Source organism: Pantoea allii (assembly GCF_046529425.1).
In the GTDB taxonomy this organism is placed as follows: domain Bacteria; phylum Pseudomonadota; class Gammaproteobacteria; order Enterobacterales; family Enterobacteriaceae; genus Pantoea; species Pantoea allii.
Window position 1 is genome coordinate 1,365,505 of sequence record NZ_CP125958.1, and the last position, 19,323, is coordinate 1,384,827.

18 protein-coding genes are annotated in these 19,323 nt (G+C 55.9%); 8 read left to right on the top strand and 10 right to left on the bottom strand.

The features are described from left to right. Window positions 1-112: 112 nt before the first annotated feature. The 4 genes from purC to ypfH all read left to right on the top strand — a co-directional run bounded on the left by purC (window position 113) and on the right by ypfH (window position 4,535). Window positions 113-826: a phosphoribosylaminoimidazolesuccinocarboxamide synthase gene (gene purC / locus QNH99_RS06715; protein WP_063880523.1), complete on the top strand. Its 714-nt coding sequence runs from the start codon at window positions 113-115 to the stop codon at window positions 824-826. A gap of 130 nt (window positions 827-956) precedes the next feature. After that, on the top strand, window positions 957-1,817 hold the full coding sequence (locus QNH99_RS06720) for a neutral zinc metallopeptidase (RefSeq protein ID WP_283350507.1): 861 nt from the start codon (window positions 957-959) through the stop codon (window positions 1,815-1,817). Beyond that, on the top strand, window positions 1,814-3,781 hold the full coding sequence (locus QNH99_RS06725) for a tRNA(Met) cytidine acetyltransferase TmcA (RefSeq protein WP_410516184.1): 1,968 nt from the start codon (window positions 1,814-1,816) through the stop codon (window positions 3,779-3,781). The genes QNH99_RS06720 and QNH99_RS06725 overlap by 4 nt, the downstream gene beginning before the upstream one ends. Before the next feature lie 73 nt (window positions 3,782-3,854). Further along, complete coding sequence (ypfH, locus tag QNH99_RS06730) at window positions 3,855-4,535, top strand: esterase (RefSeq protein WP_096012848.1); 681 nt, start codon at window positions 3,855-3,857, stop codon at window positions 4,533-4,535. A 35-nt stretch (window positions 4,536-4,570) separates the two neighbouring features. On the opposite strand, the gene QNH99_RS06735 is transcribed toward ypfH, so the two are convergent. The 3 genes from QNH99_RS06735 to QNH99_RS06745 are packed head-to-tail and all read right to left on the bottom strand — an operon-like array spanning window position 4,571 to window position 6,276. Further along, window positions 4,571-4,756 (bottom strand): YpfN family protein, encoded by a 186-nt coding sequence (locus QNH99_RS06735; protein WP_047715355.1) that lies wholly within the window; start codon window positions 4,754-4,756, stop codon window positions 4,571-4,573. Between the two features lie 22 nt (window positions 4,757-4,778). Beyond that, window positions 4,779-5,906: a succinyl-diaminopimelate desuccinylase gene (gene dapE / locus QNH99_RS06740; protein WP_063880518.1), complete on the bottom strand. Its 1,128-nt coding sequence runs from the start codon at window positions 5,904-5,906 to the stop codon at window positions 4,779-4,781. Window position 5,907: 1 nt separating this feature from the next. Further along, a complete protein-coding gene (locus QNH99_RS06745) occupies window positions 5,908-6,276 on the bottom strand; it encodes an ArsC family reductase (RefSeq protein WP_063880517.1) in 369 nt (122 codons plus the stop codon). A 386-nt stretch (window positions 6,277-6,662) separates the two neighbouring features. Between QNH99_RS06745 and ypfM the strand changes: the two genes are divergently transcribed. Then, window positions 6,663-6,725 carry a protein YpfM gene (ypfM, locus tag QNH99_RS06750; protein WP_139015967.1) on the top strand — a complete coding sequence of 21 codons (63 nt, stop codon included), beginning with the start codon at window positions 6,663-6,665 and terminating at the stop codon, window positions 6,723-6,725. Window positions 6,726-6,850: 125 nt separating this feature from the next. On the opposite strand, the gene acrD is transcribed toward ypfM, so the two are convergent. The 3 genes from acrD to narQ all read right to left on the bottom strand — a co-directional run bounded on the left by acrD (window position 6,851) and on the right by narQ (window position 12,646). Continuing rightward, window positions 6,851-9,967, bottom strand: a complete 3,117-nt coding sequence (gene acrD / locus QNH99_RS06755) for a multidrug efflux RND transporter permease AcrD (protein ID WP_109717570.1) — start codon at window positions 9,965-9,967, stop codon at window positions 6,851-6,853. A gap of 164 nt (window positions 9,968-10,131) precedes the next feature. Beyond that, the gene (locus QNH99_RS06760) at window positions 10,132-10,764 is read right to left on the bottom strand and encodes a response regulator (protein WP_063880515.1); all 633 of its coding nucleotides are present in this window, start codon (window positions 10,762-10,764) and stop codon (window positions 10,132-10,134) included. Between the two features lie 193 nt (window positions 10,765-10,957). Then, window positions 10,958-12,646, bottom strand: coding sequence for a nitrate/nitrite two-component system sensor histidine kinase NarQ (narQ, locus tag QNH99_RS06765; RefSeq protein WP_410517467.1), 1,689 nt, complete (start codon window positions 12,644-12,646; stop codon window positions 10,958-10,960). Window positions 12,647-12,895: 249 nt separating this feature from the next. Here narQ and QNH99_RS06770 point away from each other — a divergent pair, with 249 nt between their 5' ends. The 3 genes from QNH99_RS06770 (at window position 12,896) to nudK (ending at window position 15,675) form a co-directional block, all read left to right on the top strand. Beyond that, window positions 12,896-13,171 carry a DUF1471 domain-containing protein gene (locus QNH99_RS06770; protein ID WP_410517468.1) on the top strand — a complete coding sequence of 92 codons (276 nt, stop codon included), beginning with the start codon at window positions 12,896-12,898 and terminating at the stop codon, window positions 13,169-13,171. Between the two features lie 273 nt (window positions 13,172-13,444). Beyond that, complete coding sequence (gene ansP / locus QNH99_RS06775; RefSeq protein ID WP_028725129.1) at window positions 13,445-14,917, top strand: L-asparagine permease; 1,473 nt, start codon at window positions 13,445-13,447, stop codon at window positions 14,915-14,917. Between the two features lie 179 nt (window positions 14,918-15,096). Then, window positions 15,097-15,675 carry a GDP-mannose pyrophosphatase NudK gene (gene nudK / locus QNH99_RS06780; RefSeq protein WP_063880511.1) on the top strand — a complete coding sequence of 193 codons (579 nt, stop codon included), beginning with the start codon at window positions 15,097-15,099 and terminating at the stop codon, window positions 15,673-15,675. Window positions 15,676-15,719: 44 nt separating this feature from the next. On the opposite strand, the gene QNH99_RS06785 is transcribed toward nudK, so the two are convergent. From QNH99_RS06785 to QNH99_RS06800, 4 genes are read right to left on the bottom strand one after another with little or no spacing between them, the layout of a single operon-like run. After that, window positions 15,720-16,679, bottom strand: a complete 960-nt coding sequence (locus QNH99_RS06785; protein ID WP_410517469.1) for a ribokinase — start codon at window positions 16,677-16,679, stop codon at window positions 15,720-15,722. Further along, the gene (alsK, locus tag QNH99_RS06790; protein ID WP_096012851.1) at window positions 16,676-17,572 is read right to left on the bottom strand and encodes an allose kinase; all 897 of its coding nucleotides are present in this window, start codon (window positions 17,570-17,572) and stop codon (window positions 16,676-16,678) included. Before alsK ends, QNH99_RS06785 begins: the two co-directional genes overlap by 4 nt. Next, entirely contained in the window at window positions 17,569-18,261 is a 693-nt protein-coding gene (gene alsE / locus QNH99_RS06795; protein ID WP_410517660.1) for a D-allulose 6-phosphate 3-epimerase, read from the bottom strand. The genes alsK and alsE overlap by 4 nt, the downstream gene beginning before the upstream one ends. After that, on the bottom strand, window positions 18,261-19,313 hold the full coding sequence (locus QNH99_RS06800; protein ID WP_096012852.1) for an ABC transporter permease: 1,053 nt from the start codon (window positions 19,311-19,313) through the stop codon (window positions 18,261-18,263). The genes alsE and QNH99_RS06800 overlap by 1 nt, the downstream gene beginning before the upstream one ends. Between the last annotated feature and the right edge of the window lie 10 nt (window positions 19,314-19,323).

The window sequence follows — 19,323 nt, forward strand, 5'->3', positions numbered from 1 at the left end:
TTATTTCGTTTTTTGGCATAATAGCGCCAGACGAGGTAATCGATTGCGTCACGGCAATCAACGCAAATAGTCTGCCTCAGAACCGGATCTTTCATGTTTGGAGTTAAATAAGATGCAAAAGCGAGCTGAGTTGTATCGCGGTAAAGCGAAAACCGTATACAGCACCGATAACCCGGATCTGCTGATACTTGAATTCCGCAACGATACATCAGCCGGTGACGGCGCCCGCATTGAGCAGTTTGATCGCAAAGGCATGGTGAACAACAAGTTCAACCATTTCATCATGACGAAGCTGCAGGAAGCGGGCATTCCGACGCAGATGGAAGCCCTGCTGTCAGATAACGAAGCGCTGGTGAAAAAGCTGGACATGGTCCCGGTTGAGTGTGTGGTCCGTAACCGTGCGGCAGGTTCGCTGGTCAAGCGTCTTGGTGTTGAAGAGGGCATGGTGCTGAACCCGCCGCTGTTCGACCTGTTCCTGAAGGACGATGCTAAACACGATCCTATGGTCAACGAATCCTACTGTGAAACCTTTGGCTGGGTGAGCAAAGAGAATCTGGCACGTATGCGTGAGCTGACCTACAAAGCGAACGACGTACTGAGCAAAATGTTTGATGATGCGGGTCTGATCCTGGTGGACTTCAAGCTGGAGTTTGGCCTGTTCAACGGTGAAGTTGTGCTGGGTGACGAATTTTCACCCGATGGCGCGCGTCTGTGGGACAAAGAAACCCTGGATAAAATGGATAAAGACCGCTTCCGTCAGAGCCTGGGTGGCCTGATTGAAGCGTATGAAGCGGTAGCCCGGCGTCTGGGTGTCAAACTCGACTGAATAAAACTCAGTGAATCAATGAAAGGAGAGCCTCGGCTCTCCTTTTTTCATTTTGGCGTAAAGCTGGTGATTGCTCCGTCACGCATCTAAAATCATGCCATCAGAGTTAACCTGCCACAGGGAGCAAAACATGCGCTGGCAAGGACGTCGCGAAAGCGACAATGTAGAAGATCGCCGTAATCAGTCATCGGGCAACCGGGGAGGCCGTATTCCTCTGCCGCGCGGCAAAGCGGGCATTATCATGCTGATTCTGGTCGCGGTGGCGGGGTATTACGGTTATGACCTGACGCCGCTGCTTACTGGAGGCGAGGGCGCGTCGGTGAGCCAGCAGCAGCGCACTACTAACCCGAATCAGGACGAGGCAGCGAAGTTCACCTCGGTGATGCTGGCGACGACCGAAGATACCTGGGATAAGTTGTTCAAACAGATGAACAAACAGTATACGCCGCCGAAGCTGGTGATGTATCGCGGAGCCACGCGCACCGGCTGTGGGACCGGGCAGTCTGTTATGGGGCCTTTTTATTGCCCGGCAGACCAGACTGTCTATATCGACCTGTCCTTCTATGACGATATGAAAACCAAACTGGGGGCAGGCGGAGACTTTGCGCAGGGCTATGTGATTGCACATGAAGTCGGCCACCACGTGCAGAAGTTACTGGGCATTGAACCCCGGGTCCGTCAGATGCAGCAGGGGGCCAGCCAGACCCAGATAAACCAGCTGTCCGTAAAAATGGAGCTACAGGCCGACTGCTTTGCCGGCGTCTGGGGCCACTATATGGAGCAGGAAAAAATCCTCGACGTCGGGGACTTACAGGAAGCGTTAAACGCCGCCGAAGCCATTGGTGACGATCGCCTGCAGCAGAAAAGTCAGGGTCGGGTCGTCCCGGACAGCTTTACGCACGGCACCTCGGAGCAGCGTTATACCTGGTTCAAACGCGGATTCGACAGCGGTAACCCCGGCCAGTGCGATACCTTTGCTAATAAAGGATGAACCTGAAAGCAGTGACCTGTGCCATGCAGGCCGCCGGTATTCGGCGATTAGCCGTCATCAGCGGGGAAGCCCGCTGGTGCCAGGAGACGGCGATCGCCTGGTGCCAGACGCTGGAAGGCGACGGGCTGTGGCTGAGCGATAACGCGCCAGATGTGGGCACGCACTGTCCGACTGCCGCCTTTCGTACGCTGCTGGGGCGCGAGTTCCGTCATGCCGTTTTCGATGCCCGATATGGCTTTCATGCCGAGGCGCTGGCGGCGCTGGCAGGAACGCTGACAGCCGGTAGCTGGCTGCTACTGTTAGTGCCCGAATGGACGCGTTGGGCGCAGCAGCCCGATGCTGACAGCCTGCGTTGGGCGGATGTCAGCGAGCCGATAGCCACACCAAACTTTGTCCATCATCTGCAATACCTGATTGAAAATGATGAGCAGGTGCTGTTACACCAGCCGCTGCAGCCGCTCCTGTTGCCCAATTGGACGCCACGGCCCGCCTGGCATTGTCAGGCGGCTTTTCAGCAGCAGGCGATTTTGCACGAGCTGGCTTGTTTCTCTTCGGGCGTGGCGGTGATCACAGCGGCACGTGGCAGAGGAAAGTCGGCGCTGGCAGGCATGCTGGCCCGGCAGAACACGCGTTGCCTGATCACCGCACCCGCAAAAATCACCACGACAGTGTTAGCGTCCTTCGCCGGGGATCATTACCGGTTTATGGCACCTGATGCGATCCTGGCCCTGCCCACATTGCCTGACGTTGACTGGCTCATCGTGGATGAAGCCGCCGCCATTCCGGCACCGCTACTCCATGCGCTGGTGGCGCGGTTTCCGCGCGTGTTGCTGGTAACGACGATTCAGGGTTATGAAGGCAGCGGCCGGGGCTTTATGCTGAAATTCTGTGCGGCGCTTCAGCAGGTACGCCATTTTACCCTGGACGAACCGCTGCGCTGGGCGCGCCATGACCCGCTGGAACACTGGCTTAACCAGGCGCTGCTGTTCGAGGATGCGCCCGATACAGCGGGAACGGGTGAGTTATCGCCCCGGCGAGTCGAAGGCTCTGACATTGCTGCCCAGCAGGCGGCTTATCAACTGCTCACCCGTGCGCATTACCGCACCTCACCGCTGGATCTGCGTCGCCTGCTGGATGCGCCGGGAATGCATCTCTGGCTGGCGGGCGATGTTCCGGCGCTGCAGGGGGCGCTATGGTTGGTGGAAGAGGGCGGACTGACAAATGAATTAGCGCAGGCCGTCTGGGCGGGCCACAGGCGGCCTCGCGGTAACTTAGTTGCGCAGTCGCTGGCGGCGCACGCGGGTTTCACCGACGCCGCCACGCTTCGCGCCTTACGCATCAGCCGGATTGCTGTCGCCGCGTCTTCCCGCCGTCAGGGAACCGGAAAGCAACTGGTTGCGTCCGCCAGTGCCGATGCCGCCGGATACGACTACCTCTCCGTCAGCTTTGGCTACACTGACGATCTCTGGGCGTTCTGGCAAGCCTGCGGTTTTACGCTGGCACGGATCGGCAGTCAGCGCGAAGCCAGCAGCGGCTGCTACGCCGCGATGGCCTTACGGGGGCTGACGCCCGCCGGAAAACAGCTGCAGCAGAAGGCGAGCGGGCAACTGGCACGCGACTGGCCACTGCTGAGATCACATATTCAGTTGGACCTGCCATTACCTGAGGCTTGTGATCAGGATTTTACCCCGCACGATGCCTGGCTGGCAGCCGGTTTTGCCTGGGCGCAGCGCCCACTGGAGGCAAGCCTGGCGGTTCTCCAGCGGCTGGTGGATATCAGCCAGCAGCCTTTGCCGTTACTCCGGCAGGCGGTCAGCGCCAACATCAGTCTGGCTGAACTGGCGCAGGCGGCACGGCTCAACGGACGCAAGGCGCTTATTATGGCGTTACGCGCTGAAGCCGCCGGGGCACTGCTGGCGTTACCCGACAGGGATGGCGACGCGTTGCGCAGGCAATTGCAATAAATCCACCAAGTCGTTCAAATATTCCCAATATCATCCTGCGCCCGGGAGCGTAGAGTAGTAGCAGGAGGTCGATATGACACTGAGATACGTAATTGTTCAGCAGCCTGCAAGGGCTGCCCAGCTGTTTCTGCTTTATCATGGCGTTGGTGATAATCCCGACGCCATGGCCGAAATTGGCAGCTGGTTTGCTAAAACCTTTCCTGCGGCGCTGGTGGTGTCGGTGGGATCGCCTGGCCCTGGCGGTCAGTGGTTTAAGGAAGCCGGACTGCATGATAAAAGCGAGCAGGCCTGTGTTGACACCAGCATGCCGCAATTTGTGGCGTCGGTTCGCCACTGGCAGCAGCAAAGCGGCGTGAATCCCGAAGCCACCGCGCTGGTGGGCTTTTCACAGGGTGCCAGTATGGTGCTGGAAGGCATCAAAGCCCACGACGATCTGGCTGGTCGGGCGATTGTCTTTAGTGGCCGCTTTGTCACGCTACCGGAAAAAGCCAGCACGCGTACGACTGTGCATCTGATTCACGGCGATGAGGATGAGAACATTCCGCTGGCACAGGCCCAGCAGGCTGAACAGCGTTTAAGGCTGCTCGGCGGTGACGTGACGCTAAATATTGTGGAAGATCTGGCACATGCCATCGATCAGCGCAGTATGCATTTTGCCCTGCATCATCTGCAGTACACGGTGCCGAAACGCTATTTTGATGAGGCGCTGGGCGGCGGAAAACCCGGCAGTGATGATGTCATTATGACGATGTAATCGTGCGCCCTCACACAGGCGAGGGCGCGAAGCGGTTATTTCTTTTTCGGCCAGTCGTCGTCGTCCCACTTATCGTTAAAATCACGGTGTGGCGGGAGATCAGGCTTGTTATCCATAAACTTTTTGTGATCGATGCGTTTCAGATCTTTATAAACGTTCATTAACACACCTACCATCAGCAGGATCACCAGTATCCACCAATAATCTTTAATAAACTCCATAGGCCCGCTCCTTCCCTCGCTGTCAGGCGATCAATTGTTCCATGATGCGTTGGTACATTCGGCTCAGCATTTGTAAATCGGATGCTTTAACGCATTCGTTGATTTTGTGAATTGTGGCATTCACCGGGCCCAGTTCCACCACCTGCGAGCCCATTCGAGCAATAAAACGTCCGTCAGAGGTTCCACCAGAAGTCTGTAACTGCGGCTTAATTTCATTATAGTGCGTTACGGCGTTTATTACGGCATCAACCAGTTTGCCGCGTGATGTCAGGAAGGGCTGACCGGAAAGTTTCCACTCGATGGTATAGCGCAACTGATGCCGATCCAGCAGTTCTGCCACGCGCTGCTGAATCATGCTGTCAGTGAGTTCGGTACTGAAACGGAAGTTGAACTGGACAAACAGCTCGCCGGGAATCACGTTGTTGCTGCCGGTGCCAGCCTGAACGTTGGCGATCTGCATGCTGGTGGCAGGGAAGAAGGCATTGCCCTGATCCCATTCGGTGGCGACCAGCTCATTGAGTGCAGGCAGAGCACGGTGCACCGGGTTATCAGCAAGCTGAGGATAGGCCACATGGCCCTGTACGCCATGCACGGTAAGGTTAGCGGTAATCGAGCCACGACGGCCATTTTTCACGACGTCACCCACGACTTCGCTGCTGGAAGGTTCCCCGACCAGACAGTAATCCAGACGCTCGTTACGTGCCATCAGGCGCTCAACGACTTTTACCGTACCGTTTGCGCCACTGGCTTCTTCGTCAGACGTAATCAAAAAGGCCAGGCGTCCTTTATGATGAGGATGAACCGCGACGAAGCGCTCGGCGGCAACGACCATGGCGGCCAGCGATCCTTTCATATCGGCGGCACCGCGACCAAACAGCATGCCATCACGGATGGTGGGTTCAAACGGCGGATTGATCCAGCGGCTGGCATCGCCAGGCGGCACGATATCGGTGTGGCCGGCAAACGCCAGGGTTTCGCCTTCACCGCGGGTGGCCCAGAAATTCAGGGTATCGTTGATGTTCATGGTTTCGATATGGAAACCAATCGCTTCCAGACGCGCAATCAGCAGCGCCTGACATCCGGCGTCATCGGGGCTGAGAGAAGGACGACGAATAAGCTGCTGCGTCAGCTCAATGACCGGACAAAACATATTATGACTTCTCCTGAAGCAGGTTCTGGTAAAGGGATTCACTGAAGCCGAGCAGCAAAGCGCCGTCGGGCGCGCGCAGGACAGGGCGCTTGATGATGGCGGGCTGGTCCAGCATCAGCGCTTTGGCACTCCCGGCATCCGTAATGGCCTCACGCTCTGCCTCGGGTAGCTTACGCCAGGTTGTGCCGCGCGTGTTGAGCAGGTCCTGATAGCCCAGCACGTCGATAAACTGCTGCAACTGGTCACCGGTCAGGCCGTCAGCACGGTAATCGTGGAAACGATAGTCCACGCCCGCCGCCTCTAAAAAGCGACGCGCTTTTTTAATCGTGTCGCAATTCTTAATCCCAAACATGACCCACTGCGCGCTCATCGTCTGCTCCTGTCATTAAAATCAGCTCGGCAGTTTACCATAGTGTGATCTGATGCATCATCCGCCCGATGGCGTCTGGGGGAAATAAATTGCGCCAATACAGAGGTTTCCCGCCTGTAGGTAAACGGTTTCAGTTTTGCCTCTAATAATTACGTGGTTTATCAATTCTGAATTAAGAATTTCCTTAATTACGCTCTTTAGGCTACGTCCTGGTCAAAACCGCATTAAAACCTGTCAGGTTAAGCCTTTGCTGAAATGTGCGTCAGCCAGCAAATCAGAAAAGACTCAGCCTTTTGGCGCCTTTGCCGATAGTAATAACAGGTGTAAACGTATTCACCAGGCGAAAAAAAAGGCGTAATATTGCCACTACAATAAGAGAGGGTTCTATGATTGACACCGAAATGGGGAACTGGAAAGAATTCATCGAAGCGATGTTACGCAATAAGTAACACGCGAGGAGAAAAGCAGGGCAATTTCCCCTCTGCTGTAATTCTTACCACACACAGAAATAAAACGGCCGCTGTTTTCAGAGGCCGTTTTTTTTTGCCTGTTCATTGTGAAAACAGGCGGCAGCTCAGTCCTGATGTTTCTCTTTGAGTGGGAAGCGGCGACGCACCAGAACAAAGAACAGCGGGACGAACAGGATGGCTAACAGGGTGGCGGAAATCATACCGCCCATGACGCCCGTTCCCACCGAGTGCTGGCTGCCCGATCCCGCACCGCTGCTGATCGCCATCGGCATCACACCGAAGATAAAGGCCAGGGAGGTCATCAGGATCGGCCGCAGGCGTTGACGTGAGGCCGCCAGCGTCGATTCAATCAGTTCTCCGCCTTTGCTGTTAAGCTCATTGGCAAATTCTACGATCAGTATTGCGTTCTTAGCCGATAACCCCACGACGGTCAGCAGACCGACCTGGAAATAGACATCGTTCTCCAGTCCTCGCGTCCAGGTGGCAATCAAAGCACCAAGAACGCCAAGTGGGACGACAAGCATCACCGAGAAGGGAATCGACCAGCTCTCGTACAGTGCCGCCAGGCAGAGAAACACGACCAGCAGAGAAACGGCATAGAGTGCGGGAGCCTGAGAGCCGGATAACCGCTCCTGATACGACGCACCCGTCCACTGGAAACCGACGCCCAGCGGCAGAGCGTTGACCAGTTTTTCCATCTCGTCCATCGCGGTGCCGCTACTCACGCCCTGCGCGGCTTCCCCGACGATTTCCAGTGAGGAGTAGCCGTTGTAACGTTCCAGACGCGGTGAACCCGTTTCCCAGCGGCTGGTGGCAAACGCGGAGAAGGGCACCATCGTGCCGCTGCTGTTGCGCACGTACCATTTATTGACATCATCCGGCAGCATGCGGTACGGGGCTTCCGCCTGAACGTAAACTTTTTTCACCCTGCCGCGATCCAGGAAGTCGTTAACGTAGTTGGAACCCCAGGCGGTGGTCAGCGTGTCGTTAATGGTATCCAGTGACACGCCAAGTGCCTGTGCTTTACGCTCATCAATATCGATTTGCAACTGCGGGCTGTCGTCCAGACCATTGTGGCGCACGCGAGACAGGAGTTTGTCTTTGCTGGCCCTGTCCAGCAGCGTGTCACGCATCGCCATTAACTTGTCATGACCAATACCGGCATGATCCTGTAATTCCAGGTCAAAGCCGGATGAGCTGCCCAGCCCGGTAATTGCCGGTGGACTGCTGGCAATCACGACGGCTTCATTGATGTGTTTAAACGCTTTACCGGCGCGTTCAATAATGGCAAATGAGGTGCGATCGGCACCTGGTCTGTCGTCCCAGTCTTTCAAACGGATAAACAGACGCGCCACGTTCTGCCCGTTACCGCCCGGCCCGGAACCGATCGTTGAGAAGACCGACAGAACATTGTCTTTCTCTTTGGTCAGGTAATATTTTTCAACTTTTGCCACTACCGCTGAGGTTTGATCCATGCTCGAACCGGCAGGAAGCTGTACCTGGGTCATGATCATGCCGCGATCTTCCTGCGGCAAAAAAGAGGAGGGCAGATGAAGAAACAGGTACGCCATAATGCCAATAATCGCCAGATACAGCAGCAGCCAGCGCCCGCCGGTGCGCAGGATACTGGCGACACCGCGTTCATAGCGGTCGGCGTTGCGGTTAAAATGGTAGTTAAACCAACGGAAAAACCCACGCTGACCGTGATGCTCTCCTTTGGCGATGGGCTTGAGCAGCGTGGCACAGAGCGCGGGCGTCAGGATCATCGCCACCAGCACTGACAGGATCATGGCGGAGACGATGGTGATGGAGAACTGTCGGTAGATCGCCCCCACGGTGCCGCCAAAAAAGGCCATGGGGATGAACACGGCTGACAGCACCAGCGCAATGCCCACCAGTGCGCCCTGAATCTGACCCATGGATTTGCGGGTGGCCGCGCGGGGCGACAGCCCTTCTTCGCTCATGATTCGCTCAACGTTCTCGACCACCACGATGGCATCATCCACCAGCAAACCGATAGCCAGCACCATGGCAAACATGGTCAGAGTGTTAATACTGTATCCGAAGGCATAGATAACGCAGAAGGTGCCAAACAGCACCACCGGCACGGCGATAGTGGGGATTAACGTGGCACGGAAGTTCTGCATAAACAGGTACATCACGCCAAACACCAGCAGGATGGCCTCCAGCAGGGTTTTCACGACATCCGTAATAGAGGCTTTAACAAAAGGCGTGGTTTCATAGGCGATTTTGGCCTCCAGCCCATGTGGAAAATACTGTGACAGCTCATCCAGACGAGCACGCACCAGTTTATCCGTGTTCATCTCGTTCGCGCCGGACGCCAGTTTTACACCCAGTCCGGACGCCGCCTGGCCGTTGTAGCGGCTGAGATAATCATACTTTTCTGCACCCAGCGCCACATCAGCCACATCGCCCAGGGTGACGACCGACCCGTCAGGATTGTTCTTCAGGGTAATCGCCTTAAACTGCTCGGGTGTTTGCAACATCGACTGCGCATTTACCGTGGCGTTTAGCGCCTGTTTTTTGACGGCGGGCAGGCCACCGACCTGGCCGACGGCCACCTGGGCGTTCTGAGATTTAATGGCGGTAACCACATCATCTGTGGTCAGAGAATAGGCGGTCAGTTTGTAGGGATCGAGCCAGATACGCATCGCATATTGCGTGCCGTAGGCGTCCACTTCGCCCACGCCGTCAATACGACTCAGCGGGTCCTGAATATTACTGGCGACGTAATCGGCAATATCCTGCTTGTCCATGCTGCCATCGGTCGAGACAAAGGCCACCATCAGAATATTGCTGTCGCCGGTTTTGTTTACCGTGACGCCTTGCGACTGCACGGCCTGAGGCAGCTTGCGTAGTGCTGCCTGCAACTGATTCTGCACCTGCTGGCGCGCTTCGTCTGGATTGGTCCCGGCGGTAAAAGTCAGGGTAATTTGTGCCTGTCCGGTATTGCTACTGTTGGAGGACATATACATCAGGTTATCGATGCCGGTCATGTTTTGTTCGATAACCTGAGTTACGGTGTTCTCCAGCGTTTGTGCCGACGCGCCAGGGTAGGTGGCGGTGATACGCACGTTTGGGGGAGCCAGGTCAGGATACTGTTCAACAGGAAGCGAAATAATGGAAAGCGTGCCGCAAAGGCACAGCAAAATTGCCAAAACCCAGGCAAAAATAGGGCGGTCGATAAAGAAATTCGACATTGAATCGACACTCCTCACTGCTTTTATTATTAATATGAGCGATACAGCGCATGATGCACAAAAAATCCACGCAAACCACGCACGGGTAGAAGTCTACTTTACGTGCGAGGCCGGGTTGAAAAGTGGAGAAATTATAGAGAATGTGTAAATTTGCGCGTTTTTTATCAACTGTTTCGACGTTCAATCCACATAATTGTTGCAGCAACGCGTGAACGCACATCCAGTTTGCGCAGGACGTTACGAATATGCACCTTCACCGTTTCTTCTGAAATATGCAGCGCATTCGCGACTTCTTTATTTGACAGTCCTCGCGCCACTTCCTGCATCACCCCGCGTTCGCGTTCGGTCAGCAAACGGAAAGGATCGTCGCTGTTATGCCGCGTAGCAAGATAGTGCTTCACCGCGTCGCTAAACACTTTCTCGCCCTGCGAGGCCTGCATAATCTGGCCGAGCAAGATTTCGGGTTCGCTGTCTTTGAGTAAATATCCGTCTGCGCCCGCATCAACAAGGGCATAAATATCACTGCGCGCATCAGAGACGGTCAGGACCAGAATACGTGAGCTAATGCCTTCGTGGCGCAGCGCTTTCAACGTATCAAGGCCCGACATGCCTTTCATATTCAGATCGAGCAGGATGACATCTGGTGTCAGGCGGCGGGCTTCCGCCAGCGCTTCGGTGCCGTTACTGGCCTCCGCGACGACCTGTAGCTGCGGTTCCAGCGCCAGTAACTGGCGAATGCCACGGCGCATGAGTGGATGGTCGTCCACTATCATGATGGTTAAAGCAGGTTGTTCCATGTTATCTCCCTGTCCCCTGGCATTACTGGCTTGCGGTATGGGCAGTACGTATGATCGGTTTTCCAGACTGCGCCTGAACGTTCAGGCGCAGGATGTTCATTGTACGGGGCAATCTCGTCTTCGTCTGTTGATCTGCCACATCCTGCATGATTATTGCGGCGTGGGTAAAATGCAAAACGGTGCGGTTGTGGCGTTATTCAATCTGCTGAGCCAGGCGCGGCGGAAAGCGCAGTGCGACGCGCGTGCCCCGTTGCAGTGCTGTAATCTGCAAAGACCCTGCCAGCCGTTCAGCACGTTCGGTCATCGTGGTTAAACCATAATGGCCGGGCGGCTCTTCCGTGCTGCCGATACCGATGCCGTCATCCGTCACGGTCAGGACATGTTCACCTTTCTCCGTGTGCTGGTAGTCGATAATAATCACCTGAGCACTGGCATGGCGAATCGCATTTAACAGCGCCTCTCGGGCGATCTGTAAGACGTGGACCTGTTGCTGGGCATCCAGGTCCTGAAGGCCTGGCTGGCAGGTGAACTGGATCTCGGCCGCGGACTGTTCCTGTAAGGAGGCGATCATGGCTTGCAGGGCCGCCACCAGATCTGATTTTTCAATGGTTAAGCGGAAGGTGGCAAGCAGCTCGCGCAGCTGGTGGTAAGCCTCTGCCAGCGCCCGATCAAATTCAGCAATGATGTCGTGTGCGGCACGATCGCCAGCATCGACGGTGCGCCGCAGCAGTGTCAGTTGAATTCGCAGGTAGGTTAACGCCTGGGCCAGCGAATCATGCAACTCGCGTGCAATCGTTGCGCGCTCTTCAAGCAGCAGCATCTGCTGATGCTGTTTTTGGGTCTGCCAGATCCAGAGTGACCGCCCCAGCATGGCGGCCAGGCTTCGCATTAATGCCTCCGGCGGCGTTGTGACGGTCGTTTGCCAGCGCAGCGTGCCAATAGGTTGACCGTCCTGCTGCAAGGGTAAATGATGCCAGGCGTATGAAGGATCGATCTGGCCCGACGCAAATATAAACGACTCGCCTTCCAGCCGGATAAACGCAAGGTTTTCCCTTGCGCGCACGTTGGCTAACACGTTGTCGAAAAGGGCTGGGTGCAAGGGGCCGCGGGTCAAAATCTGTGAACTCTCATAGAGCAATGACAGCGTATGGTTCGCCTGGGTGAGATCCCGGGTTTTGTCGCGTACCCGCTGCTCCAGTATCTGATAGTGAGACTGTAACTGTGCGGCCATACTGCTGAACGTATGTGACAGCACCTTGAGCTCATTCTGCGGCTGGACATGCAGTGGTGGAAAGGCAAAATTACCGCTTTCCACATACCGGCTGGCCGTGACCAGCGCATTCAGCGGCTTAACCACCTGCTGGCGGGTAAAGCGGATTGTCATCAGCGCCAGGGCCACAATCGCCACCACGCCTGTCAGACTACTGACCGCCACCACCCGCATTTTCAGTTCTGCATAACGCTGCAGTTCCAGAACAAAGCGGTCAATTTCCCCGACGTAAGCAGGCATTTGCTGCCGCCAGGCCTGCGCCGCGTTGTCATGAAGATGCTGAGCCAAAACGGGCCAGCCCGCACGCAAACGCTGATAGTGGTCAATCACTTTGCGTGGCACCCAGGGACGGTCGAGCTGCTGTAAAACGGAGGCATCAAGGGTTTGCTGGAACTGCACCAGATGATTCGCCAGCAGCTGTGGCTCCAGTCTGGCATCCCAGGCCAGCCGGTAACTCTGCATCCGCAGTGAGCCCGCCAGGTTAATGGCTTCCGCGTCGCGCAGGCTGCTGGACAGCGTGAGCAGCGCCAGACCGGTAGTCAGTAAAGCCAGCAACACAATCAAGGTTAAAGACTGCGCAATACTTCTGGTAACAGAGCGTTTAACAATCACGGTAATAACCCCTTTAATGGCAGGGAATTATAAAAGAGGTGGCGGGATACGCAAGCGGCTTGTCATGGCATCGCCCAACGCGCGCCGTTCAGTCACTCAATAACCGCAGTTGACGTTTCCCAGGAATCCCGACGTCAGAGCGAACATTACTCGCACAGCTTTACACCTCACAAAGGTTGCCTTTCATTATCTCGGCAATAATCACTACCGTGTTTAACCACAGCGACCAACGCGAGTACAGGAGTATTGATGAAACATTTACCTGCTTACCTCACCGCCGCCGCCCTGTTGGCCACTGCGTCATTCCCGACCTTCGCCGCCACGGCGGTGGATCAACGTGAAGCCCAGAACCTGCAAAAGATTGGCAGCGTCTCTGTCTCCAGCGTGAATGGCTCACTTGATGATGTCGCCCGCCAGCTTTCGCAGCAGGCGAAAGCCGAAGGCGCCAGCCATTTCCGAGTTATCGGCGTGGACACACCCGGCGATTCCAGTCTTTGGACCGGCACCGCAGAGATTTACCGCTAAACCCTCTCTTTTTCCATCCCTGTAGTGTTTACCGGCCAGCCAAAGGCCGGTTTTTTTGTGATCTCAGAAAAATTTTTTACAAATCGTCCGACTGATCCCCTCGGTATATTTTGCTTCGATGTTACATAACGGTTAGGATTCATCGCCGTAAATTCCCGCGCCGCTTTTAGTCAACTCACAGGCGGGCGCACAGAGGAAGACAACCCATTTCGCACTGCTAAACGCAATCGTTTGGATGCGCTATGACTTATGGTCAGGACAAACAGGAAGGCTATGAAATCTACTAAGAAATCAGCAGCGGACATGCGCGCTGCGAAACGACGCTGGCTCAATTCCCACGACTCCGGCTATAAGAAAGCCATGGGCAATCGTCACGTACAGATGATTGCTATCGGTGGTGCCATTGGTACGGGTCTGTTTCTGGGCGCAGGCGCCCGTTTACAGGCAGCGGGTCCGGCCTTAGCCATCATTTATCTGGTCTGCGGTATCTTCTCTTTCTTCATCCTGCGTGCACTGGGCGAACTGGTTTTACACCGTCCCAGCAGCGGAAGCTTTGTCTCCTATGCTCGTGAGTTCATGGGCGAGAAAGCCTCTTATGTGGCGGGCTGGATGTACTTTGTTAACTGGGCCATGACCGGGATTGTTGATATCACTGCCGTTGCGCTTTATATGCACTACTGGGGCGCGTTTGGCGATGTGCCGCAGTGGGTGTTCGCCCTGGGCGCACTGGCGATTGTCGGCACCATGAACATGATCGGCGTAAAGTGGTTTGCCGAAATGGAGTTTTGGTTCGCCTTAGTGAAAGTGCTGGCGATTGTGGTGTTTCTGGTGGTCGGTGTGGTGTTTCTCGGCACGGGCAAACCACTGGATGGTAATGCAACGGGTTTCCATCTGATCACGGATAACGGCGGCTTATTCCCGCATGGCCTGTTACCGGCGCTGGTGCTGGTGCAAGGCGTCGTGTTTGCCTTCGCCTCGATAGAACTGGTCGGTACGGCCGCCGGCGAGTGTAAAGATCCTGAAACCATGTTGCCGAAAGCGATCAACAGCGTCATCTGGCGTATTGGTTTGTTCTATGTCGGTTCTGTGGTGCTGTTGGTGATGCTGCTGCCGTGGAATGCCTATCAGGCCGGACAAAGTCCGTTTGTGACCTTCTTCTCTAAGTTAGGCGTGCCTTATATTGGCAGCATCATGAATATCGTGGTGCTCAGTGCGGCATTATCCAGCCTGAACTCCGGTCTCTACTCCACCGGTCGTATCCTGCGTTCCATGTCGATGGGCGGATCTGCACCTAAGTTCATGTCAAAAATGAGCAGCCAGCAGGTTCCGTATGCCGGAATTCTGGTCACCGTGGGTGTCTATATCATCGGCGTGGTGCTTAACTACTACGTGCCGTCTCAAGTGTTTGAAATCGTATTAAACGTGGCGTCGCTCGGCATTATCTCGTCGTGGGGCTTTATCGTGCTTTGCCAGTTACGCCTGCGTAAAGCGATCAAAGAAGGCAAAGCGGACGATGTCAGCTTCAAGCTGCCGGGTGCACCTTTTACCTCGTGGCTGACGCTGCTGTTCCTGTTTAGCGTGCTGGTCTTGATGGCGTTCGACTATCCAAATGGAACCTACACTATCGCGTCCATTCCGTTGATCGCGGTGATTCTGGTACTGGGCTGGTTTGGCGTGCGCAAGCGTGTTAATGCCATCGCCGCTACCGAACATGACCACCATGAGCACGACGGCAAATCGTCATAAACATGACCCCATTTGCTGCATAAAATGCCAGCCAGCGTGCTGGCATTTTTTTGCGCTGCACCTGCGTTTTCGGCTCGCCGTTATTGATGATGGCGTGCGGGCGGTGCGCAATTCAGATAGTTTTCTTTGGCTGCACGTCCTATTATCTCTGGCTCCCTTCATATGGCTGCGGAGCGTCCATGTCGTTCAAGATCAACATCATCAAAGATAAGCTGCTGTCAGAGAACTGGTTTGTTCTGCGTAATATCACCTATGAGATTACCGACAACCAGGGCGAAATCGTGCGTCACAAACGCGAAGTTTACGATCGCGGCAATGGTGCCACCATTCTGCTGTATAACCGTGAAAAAAACAGTGTGGTGCTGACGCGCCAGTTCCGCATCGCCACCTATGTTAACGGTAATCAGGACGGTATGTTGATTGAGGCCTGCGCGGGCCTGCTGGATGATGATTCCCCTGAAGATTGCATTCGCAAAGAGGCCATCGAAGAGACCGGTTATGCCGTGGGAGAGGTGGAAAAACTCTACGCGGTTTACATGTCGCCGGGTGGCGTGACCGAGCTGGTGCATTTCTTTGCGGCTGAATATCACGAGTCGCTGCGTGAGAATGCGGGCGGCGGTGTCGACGATGAAGCGATCGACGTGCTGGAAATGGCTTTTCCTGATGCCATGCAGTGGGTGAAAGAAGGGCGGATTCGCGACGGCAAAACCATTATGTTGTTGCAGCATGCGCTTATCGCCGGCTGGCTGACGCTCTGATGATGTGCAGAGCAGATGTGCCTGGCGGCACATCTGCTGCCGGGTTACGCGCAGGCCATGACGTTCCCGGCCACGCATTCGGGATGCGCCTGCAGGCGCGCCAGTGCATCGGCGTAGGAGGGCATAGCGTGGGCGGCGCCGGGTTGTTCGACGCACAGAGAGGCAAACGCCGCCGCAAAGAGCGCGGCCTGCTCCAGAGAAACCCCTGCGGCTAACCGGGCAGCCAGCGCACCGTTAAAGGCATCGCCCGCGCCGGTGGTATCCAGTGGTGTGGCGGGAAAAACAGGAATGTGAAGCAGCTGATGCCCGTCAGACAGTAAGGCACCGGCTGTGCCAAGGGTAATAATCACCTGACGTGCGCCTTTACGGTGAAGCGCCTCGGCGGCCTGCCGGGCACTGGCCATGTCCGTGACCTTCACGCCCGTCAGCAGCATGGCTTCGGTGCTGTTTGGCGTCAGCAGATCGACCTTCGCCAGCAGGGCATCACTGATTTTTTGAAACGGGGCCGGATTGAGGATCACAAAGGTATTTGCTGCGCGTGCGTGATCAATCATGCGCTGAATGGCGCTCAGATTATTTTCCAACTGCACCAGCAGAATGTCCGCCGCCGCAACGGTCGGTTTACAGCGCGTAACCTCTGCGGCTGTCACGGTGAGATTGGCACCCGGATAGACGGAAATCATGTTCTCGGCGTCATTACCGGCTACGTAAATCAACGCATTTCCGGTGGGTTTGTCTTTGCAGGTGAACAGCGTAATCGCATCAAAACCGGTTTTTTCCAGATGTCGCCGGGCAAAGAGACCAAAGTCGTCGTGTCCTACTTTGCCAATATAGTGCACCCGGGCACCGGCGCGTAGCGCGGCGGTGGCCTGATTAGCCCCTTTGCCTCCTGGCCCCATCATGCTGTGCTGTGCAATTAAGGATTCGCCCGGTAACGGAAAGCGCGTCATGCCTGCCACGATATCCAGGTTGAAGGAGCCAAACACACACACTTTGCCTTTCATTTTTCCCCTCCAAAATAGCGCTCAGCGGCCAGACAGGCACCGCGACAGCCGGTATGATCGGTCGCGTGACTGAAGACGATTTTCAAACCCTGGCGCGTCACGGGTGGACGCAGGTATTGCTGTATGGCACTGCGCAGCCGCGCCAGCGGAAAATCAGCCATCGCCAGCACGCCACCGCCCAGAATCAGGTACTCGGGATCGAGAATATTCATTTCGCTGGCGATCAGCTGGGCCAGGCGCTCGACGAACGCCAGCAGATCGGGGTGATCGCCGTGCAGGGTAAAGAGCTGCGAAATGGCGGTATCGGGCTGCTGTGATGCTGCCCAGCCGCTCAGCCAGTGACCGGATATCAGGGTTTCGGCGCAACCCCGGTTTCCGCACGGGCAGGGCAGATCGTTGTCCGCCAGCGGAATATGGCCTAACTCGCCTGAACCCCCATGATGACCATGATAAAACCGGCCTTCCAGCCACAGGCTGTTCCCCAGACCTGTTCCGGGATACAAGCCCACGGCATTCGCGGGTAGCCTCTCAAGCTGCAGCAGATCCCATAACATCAGGTGGTTCACATCTTTATCCATCGCAACCGGCACGCCAAGCCGCGCACTGAGTTGCGCCACCACGGGTTGCTGATCCAGCGCCTGAATAAAGGGCAAAGAGATCACCTGCTGACGGTCACGGCTGAGAATACCGGGCAAGCCGAGCATCACGCCGTTTACCGGCTGTGTCTCCAGAGTTTCGCCGATCACGTCGCCCAGCGCGGTCAGCGCATCCGGTTGTTGTGACCAGCTGGCGGTCGGCACTTTACGAAAGCCACACCAGTTCCGGCCTTCTTCCATCAACTGCAGGCGCGTACTGGTACCGCCAATGTCAATGCCAAGCCAGCGTCGTTTCATGCCGACTCCTGCACCAGTTCCTGCGCCGCATCAATACTGCTGCGCATCATCGTCCAGGCGGTGGTGAGATCCTCATGTATATTGAACAGACCCGAGGTGCCCACAATCAGCACTTCCGCCCCGGCCTCAAGCAGGTTGCGGTAAGTGCGCTGATTACAGGAACCATCAATCTCAATCAGATAGCGGTAGCCGTGAGCCTGTTTTAACGCCTTGAGTGTCTGAATCTTCTCGACCATTTCCGGAATAAACGGCTGCCCGGCATAACCCGGGTCCACCGTCATCACCGTGATCTTCTCCAGCAGATGAATATAGTGGTGAATAAAGGACACCGGCGTGGCAGGGTTTAATACCACGCCCGGTTTTTTCCCCAGGCTGCGGATCTGGTTGATGACCCGGAAGGCATCACGGTTGATCGTCTCTGCGTGCGGGCAAATAAAGTCAGCCCCCGCTTTGGCCACCGCCTCAATAAAATCAGTAGGCTGCTCAACCATCAAATGCACATCGATAGCCACCGGCGTATGCGGACGGATTTGCTCGATAAAGAACGGTGAGAGGGTGATATTTTTGACGTAGTGACCGTCCATGATATCGACATGCAGGAAGTCGGCGCGGGAGTTCAGCACAGCCAACTGCTGTTTGATCTCCATCAGGTTCATACACATCAATGATGGGGAGATTTGAATACGCATCATACTTCCTTTTTCTCAGTCAGAGGATTCAGTGCCGCGCTCAGGCGCTTGCTGCGCTTCACGTCACGGCGTGCATTCAGTCGGGCTTTGCCCTGTTTCACGGCGAGCACCACAATCAGTACCGCGCCCCACATCGCCAGGCTAACGTGCTGGCTGATATTCATCAGGTTGAAGCCGGTGGAGAGGATCTGCAGTGCAATCAGCGCCAGAACGACACCGGTAACGCGGCCAAAGCCGCCGTTGGGATCGGTGCCGCCAAGAATAATGGCCAGCACGGTCAGTAGCAGATAGGCATCGCCATAACCCATGCGCGCAGAGTTAAAGCGCGCCATCATTACCAGCCCCGCCAGGACACACAGCAGGCTGGAGATGACATAGACGAGGATGATCATGCGGTGTGTGTTGATACCGCTAAACCAGGTGGCATTGATGTTACTGCCGCCCATATAGATGCATTTACCGGCGCGGGTTTTTCCCAGGAACAGCGCCAGTAGGGCGGCGGCCAGTAAAAACACCCACAGCGGCAGCGGAACACCCAGCAACGTATCGGAGCCCAGGGCGCGCACGACCGGCGGCATGCCGCTCACCGCCGCCCCTTTTGTCAGCCAGATGCCGATGCCGTTGAGCGTGATCATGGTCGCGAGCGTCACCAGAATAGGATGCGCGCCGATGCGCGTGACCATCACGCCGGTAATCAGACCGATGAGTGCCGCAATGACTATCGCCCCCAGCATCGCCAGCAGCAACCAGCCCAGTTGCTGGCCGGTTCCCGCGCCGTCCGGCAACATGCTCAGTAGCACCCAGGCGATGAATAAGCTGGTCAGGTTGGCGGTCGTAATAATGGCCAGGTTTAATCCCCCGCTCAGAATGGCAATAAACATCGCCAGAGTAAGCAAGCCCAGCTCAGGCAGTTGAAAGGCCATGCTGAGAAAGGTGGAATCGGTAAAGAAACGACCGGGCAACAGGATGCTGAACAGCGCCAGCGCAAACGCGATGAGCAGCAGCAGGCCGGTATTGGTGCCGTCAGGTTTTAACGTCAATAAAGGTTTCATAGGGGGTTCT